Here is a 955-nt window from a genome sequence, read left to right as displayed (position 1 = left end):
TAGACTTCCTTCATAAATCATTTTTCAATCAATTTAATTGTTTATCTTTCACCCAATCTAAATTGTATATGCCAGCAAGTAAATTAAACCGCAGGTTTAATCTTTTACGACGATTTCTATATACACAAGATAAAATCTTAAAACATTTCATCCTTCCAAATACATGCTCTACTTGAATTCGTCTACGACCAATCTCTTTATTTAACTTTTTTAATTCAGAATCTAGTTTTTCAGTTTTCTTTGCTTTAGATGGCATGAGGCATCCAAAACCCAATTTCTTTATCCCTAAATAACCCTTATCAACGATAAAAAAGGGCTTAAATTTTAATTTCCTCATGCTTTTTTTAAATATTTTAAAATCATGCATGCTTCCATGACTTCCACATACACTCAGTATTTCACCTGTTATATAGTGCATAGATAGCTGAAATTTAAAGGTATGTCGCTTTTTTTTACCGCTATACCATTTCTTCTGTTTTTTTTGGACGTTGAACTAATATTTCAGTGGCATCAATCACAACAACTTCCCAATCCACTTCATCTCGATTAGGAAGTTGTTTTGGCAAGTTGAATTTTCCAGAACGGATTAAGGTATCTTCAATAACACGTGTGATACGAATTGCACTCGTTTCAGATACACCGTAACTCATACCAAGATGGAAAAATGTTCGATATTCTCTCCAATATTCTATACATAAGAGCAAACGATCTTCCAACGGTAATTTATGCGGTCGTCCTTTACCAATATGACGAGGTAAATGCTTATTTAGCTCGGCCAACATGAGGTTAAATGTAGCCCAACTAACACCGGTAAGCCTACGAAACTTAACGTTTGATAATTTTTGAATATCTTTGAATTTCATCCAAGGATTATCTCTTGAATTAAATAATTTTGCTGATTAATTTAAGATCAAATAAATTGTACGTTTTTTGATTTATGACGGAAGTCTAATAT

At 32.1% G+C, this 955-nt stretch carries 1 protein-coding gene and 1 pseudogene; both read right to left on the bottom strand.

From position 1 onward, the window contains the following. Positions 1-28 precede the first annotated feature (28 nt). Positions 29-421, bottom strand: a pseudogene (locus Aba26S_RS20965) (transposase family protein); the annotation flags it as partial. A 37-nt stretch (positions 422-458) separates the two neighbouring features. Then, positions 459-782, bottom strand: a complete 324-nt coding sequence (locus Aba26S_RS20960) for an IS5 family transposase (protein WP_032031561.1) — start codon at positions 780-782, stop codon at positions 459-461. Positions 783-955 lie beyond the last annotated feature (173 nt).

Source organism: Acinetobacter sp. NBRC 110496 (assembly GCF_000876115.1).
GTDB lineage: Bacteria > Pseudomonadota > Gammaproteobacteria > Pseudomonadales > Moraxellaceae > Acinetobacter.
The sequence above is the reverse complement of the archived record's forward strand: the minus strand, read 5'-3'. Positions and strand labels throughout refer to the sequence as shown.